Origin of the sequence: Cystobacter fuscus, from assembly GCF_002305875.1 — a bacterium.
GTDB lineage: Bacteria > Myxococcota > Myxococcia > Myxococcales > Myxococcaceae > Cystobacter > Cystobacter fuscus_A.
Window position 1 is genome coordinate 8043726 of the sequence record NZ_CP022098.1, and the last position, 16145, is coordinate 8059870.

General features: G+C 66.6%; 18 protein-coding genes. 16 read left to right on the forward strand and 2 right to left on the reverse strand.

The window, feature by feature from the left end:
- Positions 1 to 18 precede the first annotated feature (18 nt).
- From madL to CYFUS_RS32415, 7 genes are all read left to right on the forward strand, one after another.
- Positions 19 to 420, forward strand: a complete 402-nt coding sequence (gene madL, locus CYFUS_RS32390) for a malonate transporter subunit MadL (protein ID WP_095988731.1) — start codon at positions 19 to 21, stop codon at positions 418 to 420.
- Between the two features lie 12 nt (positions 421 to 432).
- Positions 433 to 1194 carry a malonate transporter subunit MadM gene (gene madM, locus CYFUS_RS32395; protein WP_095988732.1) on the forward strand — a complete coding sequence of 254 codons (762 nt, stop codon included), beginning with the start codon at positions 433 to 435 and terminating at the stop codon, positions 1192 to 1194.
- Between the two features lie 50 nt (positions 1195 to 1244).
- On the forward strand, positions 1245 to 1739 hold the full coding sequence (locus CYFUS_RS32400) for a PaaI family thioesterase (RefSeq protein WP_095988733.1): 495 nt from the start codon (positions 1245 to 1247) through the stop codon (positions 1737 to 1739).
- A gap of 406 nt (positions 1740 to 2145) precedes the next feature.
- On the forward strand, positions 2146 to 2301 hold the full coding sequence (locus tag CYFUS_RS51100) for a hypothetical protein (protein ID WP_157758788.1): 156 nt from the start codon (positions 2146 to 2148) through the stop codon (positions 2299 to 2301).
- On the forward strand, positions 2298 to 2846 hold the full coding sequence (locus tag CYFUS_RS32405) for a hypothetical protein (RefSeq protein ID WP_095988734.1): 549 nt from the start codon (positions 2298 to 2300) through the stop codon (positions 2844 to 2846). The genes CYFUS_RS51100 and CYFUS_RS32405 overlap by 4 nt, the downstream gene beginning before the upstream one ends.
- A 190-nt stretch (positions 2847 to 3036) precedes the next feature.
- Positions 3037 to 3291, forward strand: a complete 255-nt coding sequence (locus tag CYFUS_RS54680; protein ID WP_420042659.1) for an RICIN domain-containing protein — start codon at positions 3037 to 3039, stop codon at positions 3289 to 3291.
- Between the two features lie 311 nt (positions 3292 to 3602).
- On the forward strand, positions 3603 to 4487 hold the full coding sequence (locus tag CYFUS_RS32415) for a class I SAM-dependent methyltransferase (protein ID WP_095988736.1): 885 nt from the start codon (positions 3603 to 3605) through the stop codon (positions 4485 to 4487).
- A gap of 166 nt (positions 4488 to 4653) precedes the next feature.
- Here the strand turns inward: CYFUS_RS32415 and CYFUS_RS32420 are convergent, their stop codons facing one another.
- Positions 4654 to 6474, reverse strand: a complete 1821-nt coding sequence (locus tag CYFUS_RS32420; RefSeq protein ID WP_198316214.1) for a phospholipase D-like domain-containing protein — start codon at positions 6472 to 6474, stop codon at positions 4654 to 4656.
- 302 nt (positions 6475 to 6776) lie between these two features.
- Positions 6777 to 7712 carry a LysR family transcriptional regulator gene (locus tag CYFUS_RS32425; protein WP_198316215.1) on the reverse strand — a complete coding sequence of 312 codons (936 nt, stop codon included), beginning with the start codon at positions 7710 to 7712 and terminating at the stop codon, positions 6777 to 6779.
- Positions 7713 to 7846: 134 nt separating this feature from the next.
- Between CYFUS_RS32425 and CYFUS_RS32430 the strand changes: the two genes are divergently transcribed.
- The 9 genes from CYFUS_RS32430 (at position 7847) to CYFUS_RS32470 (ending at position 16084) form a co-directional block, all read left to right on the forward strand.
- On the forward strand, positions 7847 to 8659 hold the full coding sequence (locus tag CYFUS_RS32430) for a hypothetical protein (RefSeq protein ID WP_095988739.1): 813 nt from the start codon (positions 7847 to 7849) through the stop codon (positions 8657 to 8659).
- Entirely contained in the window at positions 8656 to 9930 is a 1275-nt protein-coding gene (locus tag CYFUS_RS32435) for a 3-dehydroquinate synthase II (RefSeq protein ID WP_095988740.1), read from the forward strand. The genes CYFUS_RS32430 and CYFUS_RS32435 overlap by 4 nt, the downstream gene beginning before the upstream one ends.
- Before the next feature lie 14 nt (positions 9931 to 9944).
- Positions 9945 to 10748, forward strand: a complete 804-nt coding sequence (locus CYFUS_RS32440; protein ID WP_095988741.1) for a class I fructose-bisphosphate aldolase — start codon at positions 9945 to 9947, stop codon at positions 10746 to 10748.
- Positions 10732 to 11499, forward strand: coding sequence for an amidohydrolase family protein (locus CYFUS_RS32445; protein WP_157758789.1), 768 nt, complete (start codon positions 10732 to 10734; stop codon positions 11497 to 11499). Before CYFUS_RS32440 ends, CYFUS_RS32445 begins: the two co-directional genes overlap by 17 nt.
- Positions 11496 to 12767: a phenylacetate--CoA ligase family protein gene (locus CYFUS_RS32450; protein WP_095988743.1), complete on the forward strand. Its 1272-nt coding sequence runs from the start codon at positions 11496 to 11498 to the stop codon at positions 12765 to 12767. Before CYFUS_RS32445 ends, CYFUS_RS32450 begins: the two co-directional genes overlap by 4 nt.
- A 23-nt stretch (positions 12768 to 12790) precedes the next feature.
- On the forward strand, positions 12791 to 14458 hold the full coding sequence (locus tag CYFUS_RS32455) for a class I adenylate-forming enzyme family protein (protein ID WP_095988744.1): 1668 nt from the start codon (positions 12791 to 12793) through the stop codon (positions 14456 to 14458).
- Positions 14459 to 14485: 27 nt separating this feature from the next.
- Positions 14486 to 15211, forward strand: a complete 726-nt coding sequence (locus CYFUS_RS32460; RefSeq protein ID WP_095988745.1) for a TenA family transcriptional regulator — start codon at positions 14486 to 14488, stop codon at positions 15209 to 15211.
- A gap of 70 nt (positions 15212 to 15281) precedes the next feature.
- Positions 15282 to 15656: a cupin domain-containing protein gene (locus CYFUS_RS32465; RefSeq protein WP_232536940.1), complete on the forward strand. Its 375-nt coding sequence runs from the start codon at positions 15282 to 15284 to the stop codon at positions 15654 to 15656.
- Complete coding sequence (locus tag CYFUS_RS32470; RefSeq protein ID WP_095988747.1) at positions 15653 to 16084, forward strand: OsmC family protein; 432 nt, start codon at positions 15653 to 15655, stop codon at positions 16082 to 16084. The genes CYFUS_RS32465 and CYFUS_RS32470 overlap by 4 nt, the downstream gene beginning before the upstream one ends.
- Positions 16085 to 16145: the final 61 nt, after the last annotated feature.

Genomic DNA, 16145 nt, shown 5'->3' on the forward strand with positions numbered 1-16145 from the left:
GCCAAGGGAGGAAGCCACATGACCATCTACGGAGTGGCGCTGCTGGCGCTGTGTACGCTCGTCGGAGTGCTCCTGGGAGACCTGCTCGGAATGCTGCTGGGCGTGAAGGCGAACGTGGGCGGAGTGGGCATCGCCATGGTGCTGCTCATCCTCGCGCGGCTCTGGCTGGTGCGCTGGGGAGGCCTGAGCCCGGGGCTCAAGTTCGGCGTCGAGTTCTGGGCCCACCTGTACATCCCCATCGTGGTGGCGATGGCGGCGCAGCAGAACGTGGTGGCGGCGGTGAGGGGAGGCCCCGTGGTCATCCTCGCGGGCCTCGGGGCAACGGCCCTGTGCGCCGCGGGCACGGCGCTGCTCAGCCGGCTCGGCCGCCCACCACCCTCCTCGCGCGAGGAGCCCCTCGCGCCGACGTCTCATTCCTGAGCCGAGGTCGTCATGCACGAGCTTCAATCCATCCTGAGCAAGCACGGGCTGATCACGGCCTTCGCCCTGGTGGGCGCCCTCATGTGGGTCTCCAACCTGATCTCCCGCCACCTCACCCGGGGCCGGGTGCACGGCTCGGCGATCGCCATCCTCCTGGGGCTGGTGCTCGCGTACGTGGGCGGAGTGCTGACGGGCGGCAATCAGGGCCTGGCGGACGTGCCCGTCTTCGCGGGCGTGGGGCTGATGGGCGGCGCGATGCTGCGCGACTTCGCCATCGTGGCCACGGCCTTCGAGGTGAACGTGGTGGAGGCGCGCCGGGCGGGCCTCGTCGGCGTCCTGGCGCTGGGCCTGGGCACGGTACTGCCCTTCATCGTGGGCGCGGTGGTGGCCTGGAGCTTCGGGTACCGGGACGCGGTGAGCATGACCACACTCGGGGCGGGCGCCATCACCTACATCGTGGGTCCGGTGACGGGCGCGGCGCTGGGGGCCCGCTCGGACGTCATCGCCCTGAGCATCGCCACGGGGGTGTTCAAGGCCGTGCTCGTCATGGTGGGCACGCCGTTCGCGGCGAAGTCCATCGGGCTCGACAACCCGCGCTCCGCCATGATCTTCGGCGGCTTCATGGGCACGGTGAGCGGGGTGACGGGAGGACTGGCCGCCACGGATCCCAAGCTCGTGCCCTACGGAGCGCTCACGGCCACCTTCCACACGGGCCTGGGCTGCCTCGTGGCCCCCTCGGTCCTCTACTTCATCGTCCGCGCCCTGGTGGGCTGAGCGGGGCCTGGGCATAGTCTCCCGTCCCTTCCCGACACCAGGGTCCCGCCATGCAAACCGCACCTCTGCAAGACATCGCCGCGCCGGAAGGCATCTGCTACGGCTGTGGCAGCAACAATCCACACGGGCTGCACATCAAGAGCTACTGGCACGACGACGGCATCCACGTCATGGCCAGGCACATCCCGGAAGCCAGATACACGGGCTGGCCCGAGCTGGTGTACGGCGGTCTGATCGCCATGCTGGTCGACTGCCACTCGAACTGGACCGCGATGGCCTACCACTACCGCGCCGAGGGGCGCGAGCCCGGCAGCCTGCCGCGGATCGAATGCGTCACGGGCAACCTCGGCGTCAAGTTCATCAAACCCACGCCCATGGGGGTGCCCCTGCTCCTGCGCGCGCATGTCGAAGGCGAAGTCGGCCGCAAGAGCCGGGTCATCTGCGAGGTGCATGCCGGCGACACGCTGACCGCGCTGGGCGATTCGATCTTCGTCCGCGTGGATACCGGGAAACTGAAAGAGGCGGCACACGGCCGCGGAGCCTGAACCCGCGTCCGAGCGCTCCTCCTCCGGCACCCACGCCACCCGCCCCGGTTCCTGCGTCCCACCAGAGTTGCTGAAGAGAACGTTGGACTTGGACGGCGCGAGGTGACGGCCGAGGACGGATGCCCCTGAATCACCCGTGGCGTAACCTGACTTGATGGGTTACAACTTGACACCTGACATCCACCTGTGGCCCAATCAGGATTAGTCGTATTTAGCCTCAATCAGGGTGGGCCGTGCGTACCTGGAACATCCTCTTCAGAGTCTGGGCACTGCTGTGCGCCATCGGGTGCGGCCATGGAGCGGCGACGCGCGGGGAGGAGCCGGGCGAAGGGCTGCGGGTGGCGTGTGCCCGGGGCGATGAGGGGTCAACACGCGGCTAGGACAGATACCGGCCACGCTGCAGCGGGTGAGTGACTTCCCCTCGCAGCTGCGCGACTTCACCCTCTTCGAAATCAAGCAGCTGTTGGAGAGCCGGGACTTCACCCTGGCGACGCAGTCGCAACTGAAGCTGGCCGAGAAGCTCATCGAGCAGCAGGAGCGGTTGATGGGGAAAGTGCAATGACGAAGACGCCCTCGCACCCGAGCGTGGAGGAGCTGGCCGAGCGTCTGCGCGCGGCCCGGCGCGCGGGAGCGCCGGGAGAAGCGGAGCGGCTGCGGTTGCACCGGGAGCTGGCGGAGAGCTGCCCCTCGTTCACCCCCAACCTGCTGGAGCTCGCGAGGCAGTTGCAGCTCGCGGACGAGCCGGGCCGGGACGCGACGGAGGCCTTCGCCGAAGTGCGGCGGCTGCTGGAGCAGGCGGTGGTGGGCTCGGAGCGAAGCGCCCCGGCGGTGGTGGAAATGGGGTACTTCCTGGACACCATCCATCACGACTCCGAGCGGGCCACGAAGCTGTACGAGGAGGGCGCGACCAGGGCGCTGGAGACGCTGGAGGATGCGTGGGCGGGGCTGCTGCGCGCCTGGGTGCTCGAGCGGACGCACGAGTCGCTCCAGAAAGCGCTGAAGCTGGGCGAGCTGGCCAGGAAGCTCCTCCCGGACTCGGGCCGCATCCAGGGTGGGGTGAGCGACGCGCGGCTGGCCGCGGAGCGCGAGGGCCTGCTGAAACCCTGAGCCCCTCCGCGTACGCCGCGAGGCGCCCATGAGCCTCCTGAGACGCGCCGCCCGTGAGAGCAACCCCCGCCTGCTGGAGCTGTTCGGTGTGCAGCGCAGCAAAGAGCTAGGGCCCACCAGGACAGTTCTCCAGGCTCAGCACACTGCAAAGACTCATCTCACGGCTCGCCACCCTCTCCGAAGGTGGATCATGGCCAGACACAGCGGAAAGTGCGTGGATGTCAGTAGTGCGAGCACGGAGGATGGTGCCGCCGTCGTTCAGTGGGGATGCCATGGTGGCAACAACCAGCGGTTCTATGTTCAGGACTGGGGAGGCCGCTACCGCCTCGTTGCCAAGCACAGCGGCAAGTGCCTGGACGTGAGCGGTGCGAGTACAGCAGATGGGGCGTACTTCATCCAGTGGCCTTGCCACGGGGGGGACAATCAGACTTTCTATCTGCGCTGACGAGGCCCCCTGTTCCCAGGAGGCACGGCCCGCTACCTCCCGTCGCACGGACACCCCGCTCGAGCATGCTCCCTTTTCACGACGACTCCAGCCCCAACGCACTCCGGCGAAAACGGCTCGAATTGAAGTCGTGCCGCGGCTCGCGAAATCAGTTCCACCAATGAGGGTACCGACGGTGTAGAACCGCGGGATATGCCAGAGTTCCGAACCAGGCTGGAGATGGATCCCTTCGAGCCGGGCTTCGATCGCTTCTTCGACCGTCGCCGAGGATTGAACGTGGGGAGTCATGGCGCGGGGGAGGCCTGACGCGAATGTCGAAAAAGGCGAGTCGAACCGCGGAACTGGCAGCGCTGGCCCGGGCATCGCAGCACCGCGAGCCGGCGCTGCGGGGGCCCGACCATGTGGCCGTCCGTTTTCTTTCCGCGCCGCTGAAGATGCTCGTTGCGCTGGAGCCTCTGCGGCGAGTGGCGCTGAAGCTCTACGCGAAGCTGATGCCGGGGGCATACGCCCTGGTGAGAGCGCGCACCTGGGCCATCGATGATTTCGTCCAGCGGGAGCTGCGAGGCGGCGCACAGCAGGTGGTGGTGCTCGGCGCCGGCTACGACACGCGCGCCTACCGCTTCGCCGAGAAGCTACGTGCGGCGGCGGCCCGCGTCTTCGAGGTGGACGCGCCGGCCACCTCACGGCTGAAGCAGGCCAAGGTGAGGCGCCTCTTCGGCTCGCTGCCGCCAGAGGTCGCCTACGTCCAGGTGGACTTCGAACGGGACTCCCTCGAGGAGCGCCTCACCCAGGCAGGCTATTCGACCTCGGTCAGGACGGCCTTCCTCTGGGAGGGAGTGACGTACTACCTGCGGCAGTCGGCCGTGGAGCAGGTGCTGCGCTTCGTCCGTGAGCGGTCGGGGCCGGCCAGCGCCATCATCTTCGACCTCATCCACCGCGGCATCGTGGAGGGCCGCGACACCTCCTTCGGCGCCCAGCAACAGCGCCGCTACGTGCGGAGCAAGGGCGAGCCCTTCCTCTTTGGCCTGGACCCGGAGGAACTGCCGGGCTTCCTGGAGCAGAATGGCTTCGGGCTCGAGGAGGTGCTCGATGCGGACGCGATGGCGGCCCGCTACTTCGCGCAGGCTCCGAAGGACTCGGAGTTGCACCGCCTCGCCAACTTCAACGCCATCGCCGTGGCGCGCGCGAAGGGCTGAGATTAGCCCACGGCCACGGTCACCCCGTCTCGCGACTGGGGCTCCGCGACGAGGCTGAAATCGCTGACCGAGCCCCTCCGTCGGCTTGCCTGACTACTCCTGTTCAACACCCTCTCATGCTCGGTCGGCTCGAGTGAAGTCGGTGAGCAGCCGCAGGGAGGCGTCCCTACCACCACGTCCAGTCCGGCAGATCCGACTGCACACGCGCCAGGCGCTCGCGGGCGTTGCGGAGCCGGTCCACCGTGCTGTGCGCGGGCGAGGCGTCGCCCCAGAAGAGGCACGAACTCGGTCCCAGCTCACCGGGCCGGTATTCCAACGGCAGGAGCACGAAGGCCCCGGCCTGGTGGATGGCGGGGGCGCCCGCGGCCAGGATGGCGTCCGCCGTGGCGCGCGTGGTCGCCTCGATGTTGCCGAGGTTGACGGCGTTGACGGTGTCGTAATGCCCGAGGAGCCGGGCGAGCGCGGCGTCCGCCAGCGCGTTGTTGCGCATGAACAGGGAGATCTCCCCGTCGTATTGCAGGCTGCGGTAGGTCCAGTTCGACGAGCCACAGATCAGGTAGTCGTCGACGACGGCGAGCTTCGAGTGGATGCAGAGCGTGCGGAAGGCCGGCACGACCCCATGCCCGGTGTTCACCCACCCGGTGTGCGAGGCGGGGGTGTAGAAGTGGAAGTCCACGTCGACATCGAGCACCTCGTGGAACTTCTTCTTCTTGGTGTCGACGAGATGGTGTCCGGCGCTGGTCTTGGCGAAGCGCAGCCCATCGTCCTCGAGCCACTGGTGCCAGGTCGGCACGTTGGGCGTGTAGTTGTCCTCGACCTGCCAGGCGGGGGCCGGGCCCGCGCCGCGCACCACCACCTTCTGGCCCGTGGGATCCTTCTTGGACGCATACACGACGCTGCGGCAGCTCGGATGGCGCAGCGCCATGTGCATCCACGCGCGCCGGGTCAGGTAGCCCACGCCGCCGCCGCTCGGGTTGGTCACGATGACCACCTGCAGGCCGGGCACCGCCTGCTTGCGCCGGTAGATGGCCCGCACCAGGTCGGGATCCGTGAGCTGGTTGTTCTCCAGGTAGACGCGCTGGTTGGCCTGGCCGATGAGCGCGAGCAGCCGCTCGCGGATGTCGGTCACCCGGGTCCGGGTGGTCGCGCTCGAGCGCGTCAGCGCGACCTGGACCGGAACGTTCTGGACGACATGGGGCACTGCGCCCGCGGGGACGACGACCTGCGCCGTGGGGTTGGCCGCGATGTCCGCGGCGTGGGCCTGCTTCCATTGGTCGGTGATGCCCCGCGCGGTCAGGTGGTTGTACAGCCGCTCCGTGGGGACGGTCGCATCGGCGATGTCGATGACTCGCCGCCAGCGACGTATCCACTCGTCTTCCACGTCGTCGGTGGCCGGGCCCTTGAGCTCGATCGCGGTGTCATGCCAGCTGGTGGGAGCGCCGCCGAGCAGGACGTCGTGCCGGGTGTTGTCGAAGTAGCGATGGGCCATGTTGAGCCCACCCAGGACGACGGTGCGCTGGCCGTTCACCGAGAAGATGGCGATCTTCTGGTGCTGGGAACTCGCGAAGAGTCCCTCGTAGCGCTCCCGGTAGACGCGCCCGCGGCCGGACTGGCCGCCCGTGGACCTGTGCAACGACAGGTCGAGCTCACCGATGTTCCGGGCCAGCGCGTCGTGCTCGAGCGGCTGCTCCTTCATGCCCAACCGGGCCTTCATGTTGGGGTACCAGAGGATCAGATCCGCGTCGTGTCCGGCGCGCAGGACCAGGCCGACATGCCGGATCAGGCTGTTGGCGTCCACGGCGAACTGCGCCAGGTTCCCCAACCGGATGTTGTGCGCGATGAGCCAGAAGGCCATGCGCACGTAGGTGTGGGGCGTGCCACGTGGCGCGGCCGCCACCCGGTCGAAGCCAGCCTTGAGCGCCGAGAAGATCTCTTCCCCATCCATGAGGAACTTCACGCTGTTGCCATTGCGGAGAGGATAAGCCATCTGGACCTCGGGGATCGGGGGTGACCTGTCTCGGCGCGTGCCGCGGCACCGGGAGCATGGCCATGGTAGCACGGACGCGCGGCGAGTGGCGCGGGATGGGTTCACGCGAGCCCATGAGCACTCGACGTCAGTCTCGAGCCGCATGTGCATTGACTTTCATGGGTTCACTCCCTCGGATGGAGCTTCGGCGTCCCTCCTACATGCGGGAACACTCACGCCCAGCACACGTCGTATTCACTATCGACCGACCCGGTCAGGTAGCTGTGCACGTTCAACGCGTGAGCCAGCCGGGCGAGCAGCGATTACCGGTCGCGTCCGAGGGGCTCTCCTTCTCGGAATTCCTTCTGGAGTGCCGCGGCCACGAACTCGACGAAGCTTTTGATCCGCAACGGGATGTCCCGCTGCGGGGGCAGCACGATCTGGATCGGGAAGGACTGCGACGTCCAGCCACGGAACACGTGAACCAGTGAGCCGCTCTGGAGTTCCTCCTTCATGAGGAACTCCGGAAGCCAGGCGAGCCCCATGCCTTCCCTTGCCATGGACTTCAAGACCAGCAAGTCGTTGCACAAGAAGAGGCTATTCACCTGGAGCTGGCGCTCATCACCGCCGTTGCGCACCAACAGCCGCTGCTGAAAGGACCCGAAGCCGGAGAAGCCGAGAAAGGGAAGCCCGGTGAGGTCAACCGGTTCCTTCGGCAGGCCTCCGTGCTCGCGAAGAAAACCCGGGCTCGCGGCAAAGAGCAGGTACGTCTCTCCCAGCTTCCTTTGAAGGATGGAGCTGTCCTTGAGTCGGCCCACGCGCACGGCGAGATCGAACGAACCGCCGATCAGGTCAACATGGTCGTCCGAGAGGTGAAGGTCGACCCGCACCCCCGGATGCAGTTTCAGGAAGTCCCGGCAGACGCGGCTCATGAGGAACTGTCCGATGTCCCCAGCCACGCTGAGCCGGATGGGCCCCGAGACTTCATGGGTCTTCTCCGTGAGTTCGTTGATGGCCTCGTGCACCTGCTCCATCAATCCCTGCATCCTCAGATAGAAGATCTGGCCCGCTTCCGTCAGCCGGAAGTGACGCGAGGAGCGGTGGATGAGCCGCACGCCCAGCTCGGCCTCCAGCGCCGAGATGTTGCGGCTGACGCGTGACTTCGGCTGCCTCAGTTTCGATGCGGCCTTGGTGAAGCTGCCACTGGTGGCGACCTCTCTGAAGATCTCGATGCGGTTGAGGTTGATGTCCCGGGACAAGGGCTCTCCGTCGTTGTTCCAGCGTGTGGAACGTTGGGTTGCAGTCCCGTTCCCTCCCTCCGGGGCAATCTTCATGGGAATTGTCCGCTCACGACTTCCGCGCATGTCGCGGTGCCCGCAGAGAGGAAGTAGTGATGCATACAATCACCGGCCTGGGCGGCGTGAACCGCCGGCAGGTCATGAAGTTTGGAGGCGCCGCGCTCGCGACCGCCGCGCGCATCCGCAGTGCGGCGGCCCGCATTGGTGCCGAGTTCTCAAGAGGCCATCAGGTCATCGCCGTGGTGAGCGCCATGGGCGACGAGACGGATCGCCTGGTCGAGCTCGCGGCCCAGCTCTCTTCCGAGACAGCGCACGCCGAGGTCGACGCGGTACTCGCGGCGGGCGAGCAAGTCTCCGCGGGGCTGATGGCGTTGGCACTCCAACAATTCGGCATTCGGGCGCGGTCCTTCCTGGCCAGCCAGATCCGCATCCGGACCGACGGATGCTTCGGCAACGCGGGCATCGTCGAGATCGAAACGGCGCGGCTGGAGGCCTCGCTCTCTCGAGGAGAATTGCCAGTCGTCGCGGGCTTCCAGGGCGTTGACGCGGAGGAACGCCTCGTCACGCTCGGGCGCGGCGGCTCGGACATGACGGCCGTGGCGCTCGCCGTCAGCCTCCGCGCCGACGCCTGTGAGCTCTTCAAGGATGTCGACGGAGTCTTCGCCGAGGATCCACGCCGCAATCCCCACGCACGGAAGCTGGAGCGCATCTCCTACGAGCAGATGGACGCCCTCGTGAGAGCCGGGGCCCAGGTGCTCCAGCGCTCCGCCGTGCAGCTCGCGGCCCGTCACGGTGTCCGCCTCCACGTGCGTTCCGCCTTCCATGAAGAAAGCGGCACCTGGGTCGGCCACGACGAAACCGAGCTCCCTTTGAACCCAACCCATCACCTCCAGAAGGAAGTCGCATGACACACGAACTGACGAACGGATACTCCAGCACCCGGCCAGAGGAACTGGCCGTGCTCCGCAAGCCCATCCGCCTCGAGGCGATGAGCGGAAACACGACAGCCGGGAAGCAGAACCAGACCCAGCTCTGGTTCGACACGAAAAACTTCTCGGCGCCACAAGACCATCAGGGCCTGTTCCTGCGGCTGGGGCGCTTCCACTACACGGGCGTCCTGCTGTATCCGCGAAACCTCGAGGCCCTCCTGCCAGCGGTTCCCGGAGGGCTGAAGACCGCCGTTCGTCTGGAGTCCCTGGGGGAATTGGAAGCGTTGCTCGCGGCGGGCACGCACCAGGAGGTCCTCCAGCGGGTCCAGTCCCCGCTGATCGCGGTGTCGGCGGATCAGGACCTCCTGGCCCGCGCGGGTGAGGCGGGCCTGTCCACCTGCCTCTACCAGTACGTCGACGACGGCGAGTCCCTGCACCGGTCCATCCAGCAGGGCTTCCGCCATCCGTTCCTGATGATCTGCTTCCGCGACCCGACGAACATCCCCCTGGAGCTGGTGATCGCCTCCCTGCAAGCCACCGGCACCACCCTCATCAAGGAGATCGCGAACCCCACCGACATCGACGACGCCATCGTCACCCTGGGCGTCATGGAGGTGGGAGCCGATGGCGTGATGTTCTCGCCAGTCGAGCATGAGTTGCTGGAAGGCTTCGCGCGCAGGCTCGCCGAGCGTGGCCAGGAGCACGTCGCGCTCGAACCGGCCACGGTCACGAAGTCCGAGCCGGTCGGCATGGGCTTCCGGAGCTGCATCGACCTGGCGACGCTGTTCGAGCCGACCGAGGGGATGATCGTGGGCTCCACCTCGCAGGGAGGGGTGCTGTGCTGCCCTGAGGTGTTCTTCCTGCCTTACATGGAGAAGCGTCCGTTCCGCGTCAACGCGGGGGGTGTGCACAGCTACGTCTACAACGCCGCGAACCGGACCCATTACATGAGCGAACTCAACGCGGGTTCGGCCGTGATGGTGGTTGCCTCCGACGGGAGCACCCGGCAAGCGCCTGTTGGCCGGGTGAAGACCGAGCTGCGGCCGCTGCGGCTCATCGAGGCTCGCTTCGCCTCGGGAGAGACGATCAACGTGATTCTCCAGGACGACTGGCACGTGCGTGTCTTCTCGCCCGAGGCAAAGCCTCTCAACATCACCGAGCTGCGACCGGGCGATCGGATCCTGGCTCACAAGGCGGCGCCGGGCCGCCACGTCGGAATCAAGATCGACGAAAACATCAAGGAAAGTTGAAAAAGGTCCCTGAGATGAACACGGCGAAGAAGGTACGGCTCGGGAAGATCCTGGGCGCGAGCAGCCAGCGGGCAGTGATCGTCCCCATCGATCATGGGCTCACCGTGGGTCCCCTGACGGGAATCGAGTCCACGGCCCGCATCGCACGCTGGATCGGCCATCCCGGCGTCGATGCGGTCATCGCACACAAGGGAATCCTCTCGCGTCTGGCGGACCAGGGCGCCCTGGACCGCAAGGGTGTCATCCTGCACCTGAACGGGATGAGCAGCCTCTCCGACTCGGTCGATGACAAGGAATGGCTGACGAGCATCGAGACGGCCCTGCTGCTCGGGGCCGACGCGGTGTCGCTCCAGGTCAACTTCAACGGACGGAATGACCGGGCGAACTGGAAGATGCTGGGACAGGTGGTGGATGGAGCCGCCCGCTACGGACTGCCCGTCCTGACCATGATCTACGACAAGGTGGGCGAGGAGCCGCAGCGCTTGCACCGGATCAAGCAGCTGATGCGCACCGCCGTGGAGCTGGGCACCGATGCGCTCAAGATTGGGATGAGTGAGCGGCCGGAACTGCTCCGCGAAGCGCTCGAGGACGTGCAGGGCGACGCCCTGGTCTTCGTCGCCGGGGGCGAGCTGACGGGCGACGAGCCCCTGCTGGAGCACGTCTCGAATGCGCTCCGGGCGGGAGCGCGGGGGGTCTGCATTGGACGCAACATCTTCGTGAAGAAGAGTCCGGCGTTGCTCTTGGAGCACCTCTCGAAGCTCGTCCACGGCGAGCCCGCGCGCGGTGAACGGGAGGTGGCCCTTGCCAGCGTTCGTTGATAGCCACGCCCACCTGTTGGCGACACGGGAAGCCTTCGAGCGGCTCCTCGCCACGATGGATCGGCTCGATGTCGAGCGCTGCATCGTCGTGGGAGGAGGACTGCTGACGCCCCGGCAGCTCTCCCGGCAGATCCTGCGACAGCCGACGCAAGCGGAGACGCAGGGCTTGACGTGTGACAACCGCGCGGTCCTCGCGCTCTGCGAGCACTCCGGGGGCCGGCTCGTGCCTTTCTACTTCGCCAATCCCTGGCTGGACCCGAAGGAATACCGGGAACTCGGACCGCGCTTCGCGGGCCTGAAACTGGGGCCCGCGGTTCACGGGGTGCCGCTCGACTCCCCGAGGACCTCGGCCTACCTGGATGTGGCTCGAGAGCACGGGCATCCCGTGTATCTGCATTGCCTGGACCGTGACGGATTCCGGGTCACGGACCTGGTGCGCCTGGCGGAGCGGTACACCGGGCTCCGGTTGATCCTGGGCCATGGCGGAATCGGCGAGCTCGACTACGACGGGGTCGACGCGATTGCCGGGTACCCGAACCTTTATTTCGAGACCTCGGGGGCCTTCAAGCACGTGATTCAGTACGCGGCCGACGTGCTCGGTGCCTCCCGGCTCCTGTACGGGTCCGAGTACCCCCTGCAGAGCGCGGCGGCGGAACTCTGCAAGGTCCGGGAGCTCACCCTGAGCGACACGGAAATGGAGGCAATCACCGGCGGCAACATCCGGCGTCTCCTCGCGAGAGCCAGCTCATGAACCCACCCGTGCATGCATTTCCCCGGCAGCAACTGGAAGAAGCCCTGCTGCGCGCCCGGTCCGCTCCCTTCTACGAAGGCCGGTTGCCAAGGGCGGAGAAGCTCGACCGGCGGAGCTGGGAGCGGTTGCCACTGACGAGGAAGGAGGATCTGCGGGCGGCCTACCCCTTCGGGCTTCTCGCTGTCCCGCAAAGCCAGCTCAGCACCTACCACGAGTCCTCGGGAACGAGCGGACATCCCATCTCCTCGTATTTCACCGAGAGCGATTGGGAAGACATCCTCTCGCGCTTTCTGCGCAATGGCGTGAGGCTTTGCCGGCAGGACATGGTGCTGATCAAGACGCCCTATGCGCTGGTGACGACCGCCCACCAGATGCATGGCGCGGCACGCTCCGTGGGCGCCACCATCGTTCCCGCGGACAACCGCTCGGCCAACATGCCCTACTCCCGGGTGCTTCGGCTGCTGCACGACCTGCCGGTGACGGTCGCCTGGTGCATGCCTACCGAAGCGCTGCTCTGGGCCTATGCCGCGCGAAGGGCGGGACGGGCCCCCGCGCGAGATTTTCCCCGGTTGCGAACCTTCCTGGCCGCTGGAGAGCCCCTGAGTGCCGCGAAGCGCGCCCACATCGAGGCACTCTGGGGTGGAAAACGCGTCCTCATCGATTACGGCTCGACCGAGACCGGTAGCCTGGCGGGAGAGTGCGAGCAGGGGCGGCTCCACCTCTGGAGCGACCGGCTCTACTTCGAGGTGCACGATCCCCAGACGGGTGAGTTCCGTGAGGAAGGGGCAGGAAGCCTCGTCGTCACGCCCCTGTTCCGCGAGGCCATGCCCCTCATCCGCTACGATCTGGAGGATGTGGTCGAGCTCTCGCATGCACCGTGTGAGTGCGGCCGCACGCTGCCAACCCTTCGCGTCCTGGGGCGGAAGACGGGCGTGATGAACGCTGGCACCCGGGCATTCTCCGCCCTGGAGCTGGAAGAGGCCGTCTATGCGAACGCCGCGGAGACAGGCTTGTGGTTCTGGCGAGCCCGCGTCCGGGACGGTGCGCTGGAAGCCCAGATCCACGTGGAGACGCAGAACGAAGACGTGGCGTGCGGGCGCATCCTGCAAGCCATTGAAGCCACTGTCCCTGGAGTCCGCGTGAGGGTCGCCGCCGTCCCGGCGGAGTGCTTCGTTCCGGAAGCGCTGCTCTCACGCGAGGTCCCGATGCAGAAGCCCCGTTTTCTCTTCGGCGAAAACGAGGACTGGAAGTCATTGGATTACACCTGACCCGTAGAAAAGAGCCATCACCCATGACTGCAATGCCATCCACGCTCGTCGCTGACGAGCTCCGCCTCCAACTCGCGAAGGACCCGGTGCTGGGCGCCGGCAACTTCCTGGATTGGGCCCTGAAGGTGAGCCCGGACCCGCGAGTGCCCATTCTCCATCTCGAGCGCGAGCTGAAGACGTTCACGGGAGAGAAGTTCCAGCAACTCAGCCTCGAGCAGCTCGCCCGCCTCGCGCACCTCTACGCCCGGCTCTACAAGAAGCTGGGGGTACGCACCGCGGATCCCGTCTTTGTCTACCTCGACGACGGGGTGGAGTACCTCATCCACTACCTCGCGCTCACGCACCTGGGCGCGATCGGAGTCCTCACCAACGGCAACATGGAGCCCCGGATCGCCGCGGCGCATGCGCGCAACGTCGGCGTGGCCGGCGTCTTCACGGATGCGTCCCACATCCAGGCCCTGCGTCCCCTCGTCCAGGAAAGCGTGTCTGGGTTCATCGTGACCGAGGCCGATATCCGTGGAACCCAGGAGGCCTCCCTGCCCACCTACCGGCGGCACGAGTTCTCCGCCGATGACCCGATCATGATCGCGCACTCCTCGGGAACGACCGGCATTCCCAAGGCCGTGCTGCTCCAGCACGAGCGCTTCTTCCATGGGGTGCGCTACCGCCTGGGAGTCCCCAGGGTCACCGGAGGTGAGCGCATCCTGTCATCGCTCCCTCACTCCCATAACTGCGCCATCGCCTATCTCATGCTCGCGCTGCTGAGCGGGACGCCGGTCTACATCGCCTCCGATCACTCGGGACGCGCGGTGTTGCGGCAGATCGATACGTTCAAGCCCAGCATGGTCGTCTCCTTCCCGCAGACCTACGTCGAGATGACCGAGTGCGAGATGGACGCCTTCGATCTTTCCTCGGTGAACCTCTGGTTCAATGGCGGCGACGCGGCCCATGAGAGCCATATCCGGGCGCTCATCCGCCATGGCTTCCATGAGCAGAACGGCCAGCGGCAGCCCGGTTCGGTGTTCATCGACGGCATGGGCTCCTCCGAGATGGGGTTCTCGCTGTTCCGCCACGTCCATACGCTCAAGACCAATCACTACAACCGGTGCGTCGGGCGGCCGCTCGAATGGGTGGATGCGCAGATCCTCTCCGAAGAGGGGGACAAGCTTCCGCCATTCCAGGTCGGGCGGCTCGGGGTGAAAGCGCATTCGGTGACAACGGGGTACTGGAACAACAGCCAGCTCACGTACCGGTCCCGTCTCTCGGGCTACTTCCTCACCGGAGACCTGGCCTACCGCGACGAGGAGGGCCGTATCTACCACGTGGATCGCACTCCGGACGTGATCCTCACGCCCAGCGGGCCGGTCTATGGCCTGCAGACCGAGGAGTTCCTGCTGAGCCGCTTCCCGGCGATCGCGGACTGCGCGGTGTTCGGCCGGGAAGACGGGGCCACGGGTGCCATCCGCGCGGTGGCCTACGTGCGGATACGGCCGGGCTCGGACCTCTCGGGCCATGACACGTCAGAGCTCGCTGGCCGTTTCAACCAGGAGCTCTCGCGCGCGGGCCTGCCCACGCTGGGAGGAGTCCTGGCCGTCGATGTGGACGCCATCCCCCTGGGGACCACGGGCAAGGTCCTGAAGCGGATTCTGCGAATGAATGAGCCCCGGCCCACGCGGCAATCGGCGGCCTGAGCCTGAAACAAGAAAAGGAATCGTACAATGACCCCCGCTACTCAGCTGTCGGCTCGCTGGAATGGCCTGCTCCCGAGGGAATCCCTGGAGCGGCTCGATGCCACCGAGTTCCTCATCCGCTGCCGCCAAGGAACCGCGGCCCGCGACGTGCTCGAGAGATTCCTCGTGCAGCAATACCACTACTCCCGCCACTTCACGCGCTACCTCTGCGCCTTGCTGGCGAACCTGACCAGCGAGACCGACCGCTTCGCCCTGACGGAGAACCTCTTCGAGGAAATGGGGCTCGGCGACATGGGCGAGGTGCCCCACTCGCAAATCTACCGGCGGATGCTGGACGCCTTCGGATTGGATCCCTCGGCCTGGCCGCCGCTCGCGGAGACAACGGCCCTGGTGAGGAACATGTTGCGGCTCTGTTCGGACTCCGATCCCCTGGTCGGACTCGGCGCGCTCTGCCTCGGCGCGGAGGCCATCGTCCCGCACGTCTACCAGCAAATCCTCACCGGCCTTCTGAGTGCTGGTTTCCCGGAACGGGACCTCACCTTCTTTCCCATGCACATCGAGGGTGATGATGACCATGCGCTGACGATGAAGCACATCATCGAGCGTGAGCTCGCCGAGCGGCCCGGCAAGCGGGACGTGCTGCGCGCGGCCGCGGAGGAGATCATCGAGGCGCGCCGCGCGTTCTTCGCGGCCCTCTCCGCGTCCGAGGAGCAATCCGCTGGCGCTTCGAGGAGGGCTTCCGGTGCATTTTAGCTCGAAGGATTTCGCTCAAACGCGGGCGGTGCTCCGCGCTCGAGTGCCCGAACGGTTGCACCACGCGGGAGTGACGGAGCAGATCCACGGCGCGTTCTCGGACGAGCGGGGCCACGGCGTGGCGATCGTGGACCTGCCATCGCGAACCCTCAGCCTGACGATTGGGCACCTGCGGGCCGGGCAATCCACACGGCTGCACCGGCACAACTACGAGACAATCCTCTACATCACGAAGGGCCAAGGCTACACGCTCGTCGAGAACCGGAAGGTCGAGTGGAAGGCCGGTGACGCCGTCTACGTTCCCGTCTGGGCCTGGCATCGCCACGTCAACACCGACGCGCGGCATGAGGCCGAGTACGTGGCCTGCGAGAATACTCCACTCCTGCAGAACCTTGGCGAGATTGCCCTGCGCGAAGAGGCGCCCTCACAGGAAGGTCACGAATGAGCCAGACACATATCAAGGCACGATGGAAGGGCGGCACGGGTGGAAGCGGGTTCCTCCAGGCAAGCGAGGGCTTCGAGACCCGCGTGACGCTGCCGAAGGACTTCCAAGGGCTCGGAGAAGCCGCTACCCCCGAGAACCTGCTCCTGAGCGCCGTCGCGAGCTGTTACCTCATCACCTTCGGAATCATCCTCGACAAGGCGGGGATTGCGTACGAGGGCCTGGAGCTCGAAGGAGAGCTGCGGATGGACATGGGCCCCAGGCCCTCTGTCCAAGCGATCATGCTCCTCCCGCGCATCGTCTCCAGCGCGAGCGAGGCAACCCTCCGGACCCTCTCCGAACGAGCCGAGCAGTTCTGCCCCATTGGCCGGACAGTGGCGGGAAACATCGCGAAGTCGGTCCGTCTGACGGTGGTCGCTCCGGGCTCCTGAGCGACGGAGGGCGCGCCATTCTCGGCGTCATGCGAGGTGGAATTGCTCCTGGGTGAGGTCT

Excerpts from the sequence above, each read along its gene's own strand:
- CYFUS_RS32450 (WP_095988743.1), top strand. The coding sequence starts at position 11,496 with ATGAACCCACCCGTGCATGCATTTCCCCGGCAGCAACTGGAAGAAGCC.
- madL (WP_095988731.1), top strand. The coding sequence starts at position 19 with ATGACCATCTACGGAGTGGCGCTGCTGGCGCTGTGTACGCTCGTCGGA.
- CYFUS_RS32470 (WP_095988747.1), top strand. The coding sequence starts at position 15,653 with ATGAGCCAGACACATATCAAGGCACGATGGAAGGGCGGCACGGGTGGA.
- CYFUS_RS32400 (WP_095988733.1), top strand. The coding sequence starts at position 1,245 with ATGCAAACCGCACCTCTGCAAGACATCGCCGCGCCGGAAGGCATCTGC.
- CYFUS_RS32460 (WP_095988745.1), top strand. The coding sequence starts at position 14,486 with ATGACCCCCGCTACTCAGCTGTCGGCTCGCTGGAATGGCCTGCTCCCG.
- CYFUS_RS32415 (WP_095988736.1), top strand. The coding sequence starts at position 3,603 with ATGTCGAAAAAGGCGAGTCGAACCGCGGAACTGGCAGCGCTGGCCCGG.
- madM (WP_095988732.1), top strand. The coding sequence starts at position 433 with ATGCACGAGCTTCAATCCATCCTGAGCAAGCACGGGCTGATCACGGCC.
- CYFUS_RS54680 (WP_420042659.1), top strand. The coding sequence starts at position 3,037 with ATGGCCAGACACAGCGGAAAGTGCGTGGATGTCAGTAGTGCGAGCACG.
- CYFUS_RS32430 (WP_095988739.1), top strand. The coding sequence starts at position 7,847 with ATGCATACAATCACCGGCCTGGGCGGCGTGAACCGCCGGCAGGTCATG.
- CYFUS_RS32405 (WP_095988734.1), top strand. The coding sequence starts at position 2,298 with ATGACGAAGACGCCCTCGCACCCGAGCGTGGAGGAGCTGGCCGAGCGT.
- CYFUS_RS32420 (WP_198316214.1), bottom strand. The coding sequence starts at position 6,474 with ATGGCTTATCCTCTCCGCAATGGCAACAGCGTGAAGTTCCTCATGGAT.
- CYFUS_RS32455 (WP_095988744.1), top strand. The coding sequence starts at position 12,791 with ATGACTGCAATGCCATCCACGCTCGTCGCTGACGAGCTCCGCCTCCAA.
- CYFUS_RS32435 (WP_095988740.1), top strand. The coding sequence starts at position 8,656 with ATGACACACGAACTGACGAACGGATACTCCAGCACCCGGCCAGAGGAA.
- CYFUS_RS32440 (WP_095988741.1), top strand. The coding sequence starts at position 9,945 with ATGAACACGGCGAAGAAGGTACGGCTCGGGAAGATCCTGGGCGCGAGC.